Source organism: Hydrogenimonas sp., from assembly GCF_029933015.1.
Taxonomy (GTDB): Bacteria; Campylobacterota; Campylobacteria; order Campylobacterales; family Hydrogenimonadaceae; genus Hydrogenimonas.
In genome coordinates this window covers 1-4,175 of the sequence record NZ_JAOZOZ010000137.1, presented here as the reverse complement: position 1 = coordinate 4,175, position 4,175 = coordinate 1, and the positions used below count along the sequence as shown (strand labels likewise).

The window sequence follows — 4,175 nt, the reverse complement described above, 5'->3', positions numbered from 1 at the left end:
CTTCGGCTCTATCCTCGAAACTCTGGGGCAGCACGAGGTTTTCATCCTTTTTGACGCAGCCGCAACGTTTTTCGATATCGATGGTGTACATATTCACTCCTTGGTGGAAAATTTCGTCGCCATTATCCATAGATTCGCTTAAAGAGAAACATTCCCAGAACCGTGGCCGTGACACATAAAAAGGCATTCAGGGTCACGTTGGCCGCCGCGCGTCCCCACAATCCCTCCTGGATCATCGTGACCGTCTCCAGGGAGAAGGTCGAGAATGTGGTCAGGGCTCCGAGCATGCCGGTGATGACGAGCGCTTTCTGATGGGGAGCGATGACGTTTTCGAAATAGAGCGCCATGAAGCCGATGATGAAGCTTCCGAGCACGTTGACTCCCAGCGTACCGACGGGAAAGAGAACGGGTGACAGTTTCTGAAGCCACCCGCTGATGAGAAAGCGAAGAACGGCGCCGACGAACCCGCCCGTGCCTATGGCCAGAAGCAGAGACGGCTGCATCATCCGTTTCCGTGCTTGGGATGTTTGTAGGCGATGACGGAGACGTCGCTCATCGTGACGAAACCCTCGTCCACTTTGTCGTCGATCGCCTCAAGATAGGGGCGGATCTTCTCCATCTCGTCGACGATCTCGATGACGAGAGGGAGTTTCTGTTTGAGTACCCAGACATTGAAGGTGTGAATCTCCGAATGGGCCCCGAAACCGGCGACTCCTTTGAAGACCGTCGCCCCGGCGATACCCATCTCCTGGGCCGTACCAAGAAGCGACTCCCAGAGCGGCTTGCCGTCGTAGGTGTCGTCGCTGGCGATATAGATGCGCAGCAGTTTGCGCTGACCGAGGTATCGTTTCATGGCTTCTCCTTTTGGGGTGAACGGTGAACAGTGAACGGTGAATGGGGAACGGGGGTGGGAGAGCTTCGCTTCGCCCGCTTTTTTTTATTTTGGAACAAGCCGACATATGTCAGCTTTCACTACCCACTACTCCCTCAAATCTCACAGGTGATTTCGAAAACCGCTTTGTTGGCCTTCTCCATCGTGGCGGCCGCTTCGCTCTTCGCCGCGGCGTTTCCTTTCTCGATGATGGCGTCGATCATCTCGTCGTCGAGTTTTGCGCGGCGCTCTCTCATGGGCTGAAGGAGCCGCTCGATGCTTTCGGCACACATCTTCTTGCAGTCGATGCATCCGATGGTGCCGGCGCGGCACTCGGCGTTGATCTGCTGGACGACACTGTCTTCGCTCAGGGCTTTGTGATAGTCGAAGACCAGGCAGACATCCGGATCGCCCGGGTCGTTTCGCCGGACGCGCTGGGGATCTGTCTTGGCCACCCGCAGTTTCTGCCATACCTCTTCGGGCGTGTCGGAGAGGAAGATGGCGTTGTTGTAGCTCTTGCTCATCTTTCTGCCGTCAAGACCCGGCAGCCGCGACGTTTCGGTCAGCATCTCCTTTGGCTCTTTGAAGACTTCGCAATCGAAGAGATGGTGGAAACGCCTGACGATTTCACGGGTGATCTCCAGGTGCGGCTTCTGATCCTCCCCGATCGGCACCAGATCGGCCTGGTAGAGGATGATGTCGGCGGCCTGCAGGACCGGATAGGTGAGAAATCCCGCCGTGCGGATATCCTTGTTCTGCATCTGCGCCAGCTGGTCCTTGTAGGTCGGGTTGCGTTCCAGCCATCCCAGCGGGGTGATCATGTTCAAAAGCACGTAGAGCTCGGCGTGCTCCTTGACGGCACTCTGGACGAAAAGGGTCGACTTCTCCGGATCGATGCCCGCCGCGATCCAGTCTTTGACCAGTTCGCGTCCCAGCATTCTGAGATTGAGCTTGTCTTCGTAGCTGGTCGAGAGGGCGTGCCAGTCGGCGACGAAAAAGTGGCAGTCGTTCTCTTTCTGCAGTTCCACCCAGTTTTTGAGTACGCCGAGATAGTGTCCGAGATGGAGTTTGCCCGTGGGGCGCATTCCGCTGACGATTCGCATAGCAATCCTTCCGCATGTTCGAAAATTTTCCGCGATTATACCGGATGATGATTTTAGTACGGTTTAATCCGTATCGGTTTACAATTAGAGATTATCTGCCGACCAAAGGAAACTTCATGAATCTCGAAAAGGTTATCGCGGGTTTTTTCATCATCCTTGCGCTGACGATGAACTTCGGTTTCTTCTACGGCGATCCGACGGTGCTGGAGCAGCACAACCGGTACGAACTCTTCGCCGCCATCATCGTCAACCTGATCGCCACGATCTACAAACTGGGTGACAAGACCCAGCTGGGCGCCGTGCTGCTGGCCACCAGTCTGGTCGCCGACATCCAGCTCATCGGCGCCGCTTCGATCTGGGCACTGGGTGAATACGTGATCGGCATGAACATGGAGGTCGTCACGGCGATCATCTCCTTCTCCGGCGGCGCGCTGCTGGCGAACATCACGTCCGTGGTCCTCTTTACCGGCGACGTTCTCAAATCCAAAAGGTAACGACCTTTGGGCAACAACTCTCTCTTCCTGATCATCAAGCGGATGCGGACGCCGATGTTCGTACTGGTGATCACGTTCGCGATCTCCATTCTCGGCATGGTGATGATTCCGGGGGTGGACGAGAACGGAAACCCCTACCATCTCTCCTTTTTCGATGCCTTCTATTTCGTCAGCTATATGGCTACCACGATCGGATTCGGCGAATCTCCCTACGACTTCACCTACTCTCAGAGACTCTGGGTGAGCTTTTGCATCTATCTGACCGTCATCGGCTGGTTTTACGCCATCGGCTCGATCATCTCCCTGGTTCAGGACAAGGTGCTCGCGGCCCAGATCGCCCTGGCGCAGTTTCAGCGCAAGATCAGAAAGATGGAGGAGCCTTTCATCATTTTCGTCGGTTACAACTCGATGACCCGGCAGATCATCGACCGTCTGGCCCGCGACGGCATACGCAGCGTCGTGATCGAGAAGAACGAGGAGAAGATCAAGGAGCTGACGCTGGAGGATTACGGTATCGAAGTGCCGGCGCTGGCGGGGGATATCCGCGATCCGAAAGTCTTCAAGACCGCAGGCATCCACAAGCCCAACTGCCGCGCCGTCGTCTCGCTCTTCAACGACGACGTCATGAACCTCCATGTCGCCCTTTCGGCGAAGCTGATGAACAGGCACGTCATGGTCGTCGTCGAGGCGACCCAGGACGAATATGGCCAGAACCTCAAGACGATCGGCGCCGACGTGGTCGAAAACCCCTTCAAGATCGTGGCGAAACGGATCTATCTCTCGCTCACCTCGCCCTCACTGCTGATGATCGAGCAGTGGCTCTACGGCGATCCGCTGGTGCTGAGAAAAAAGGACCGTCTCCCCAAAGAGGGTAAATATATCGTCTGCGGGTACGGTCGTATGGGAACGGCTCTGGAGGTGGGACTCAGGCGCGCCGGCATCGACTATGTCTTCATCGAAGCGAGTCCCGAAAAGGCGGCGAAGGCGCGACGTGGCGAAAAGGTGATGGTGGGAGACGCCGACGACAAGAAGATCCTGCTCAAAGCCGACGTGCAGGAAGCCTCCTGTATCATCGCCGCCACCAAGGACGACCTGCTCAACCTCTCCATCATCATGGCGGCCAAACGGATCAACCCGGAGATCTATACGATCGCCAGGGAGAACCATATCGCCGACACGGTCGTCTTCAAGGCGGCGAAGATCGACAGGGTCATCATGATCGAAACCCTGATGGTCAACAAAACCTACAACGTGCTGGCGCGTCCCCTGGCCGACCGCTTCATAAGGCTGATGGCCTATCGCGGCGAAGCGTGGGGCAAAAAGGTGGTGGAACTGATGAAAGAGCACATCAACAACAACCCCGATACGCTCGAGACGGTGATCGACGAAGACCACGCCTACGCCCTGACACGCCATATGAAGGAGACGGGAGAGGAGATCCCCTACAGTGTTCTCTATCGCAGACGGGACGACTGGAGAAAGGAGAATCCTCTGTTGATTCTCTATATACGAAGGGGAGAGGAGGAGATGCTCCTGCCAGATCCGTCTCTGCCCATCGAAATAGGTGACGAGGTGCTTTTCGCCGGAACCAGGGATGCCTTCGAGGATGTGGAGTACATCATGGAGAATATCTACGAACTCTACTATGTAATGCAGGGAAAAGAGTGCGAGCTCTCGCTCGCGTGCAAACTGACACTCGATTTTTGA

The 4,175-nt window shown here is 56.0% G+C and carries 5 protein-coding genes; 2 read left to right on the top strand and 3 right to left on the bottom strand.

From position 1 onward, the window contains the following. Window positions 1-122 precede the first annotated feature (122 nt). From crcB to trpS, 3 genes are all read right to left on the bottom strand, one after another. Window positions 123-506 carry a fluoride efflux transporter CrcB gene (gene crcB / locus Q1K23_RS08120; protein ID WP_300363691.1) on the bottom strand — a complete coding sequence of 128 codons (384 nt, stop codon included), beginning with the start codon at window positions 504-506 and terminating at the stop codon, window positions 123-125. Beyond that, window positions 503-853 carry a DUF190 domain-containing protein gene (locus tag Q1K23_RS08115; RefSeq protein WP_300363689.1) on the bottom strand — a complete coding sequence of 117 codons (351 nt, stop codon included), beginning with the start codon at window positions 851-853 and terminating at the stop codon, window positions 503-505. The genes crcB and Q1K23_RS08115 overlap by 4 nt, the downstream gene beginning before the upstream one ends. 134 nt (window positions 854-987) lie before the next feature. After that, entirely contained in the window at window positions 988-1,974 is a 987-nt protein-coding gene (gene trpS, locus Q1K23_RS08110) for a tryptophan--tRNA ligase (protein WP_300363687.1), read from the bottom strand. Window positions 1,975-2,090: 116 nt separating this feature from the next. Here trpS and Q1K23_RS08105 point away from each other — a divergent pair, with 116 nt between their 5' ends. Both Q1K23_RS08105 and Q1K23_RS08100 read left to right on the top strand, forming a co-directional pair. Then, on the top strand, window positions 2,091-2,468 hold the full coding sequence (locus Q1K23_RS08105) for a DUF6394 family protein (protein WP_300363686.1): 378 nt from the start codon (window positions 2,091-2,093) through the stop codon (window positions 2,466-2,468). Between the two features lie 6 nt (window positions 2,469-2,474). Further along, entirely contained in the window at window positions 2,475-4,175 is a 1,701-nt protein-coding gene (locus Q1K23_RS08100; RefSeq protein ID WP_300363684.1) for an NAD-binding protein, read from the top strand.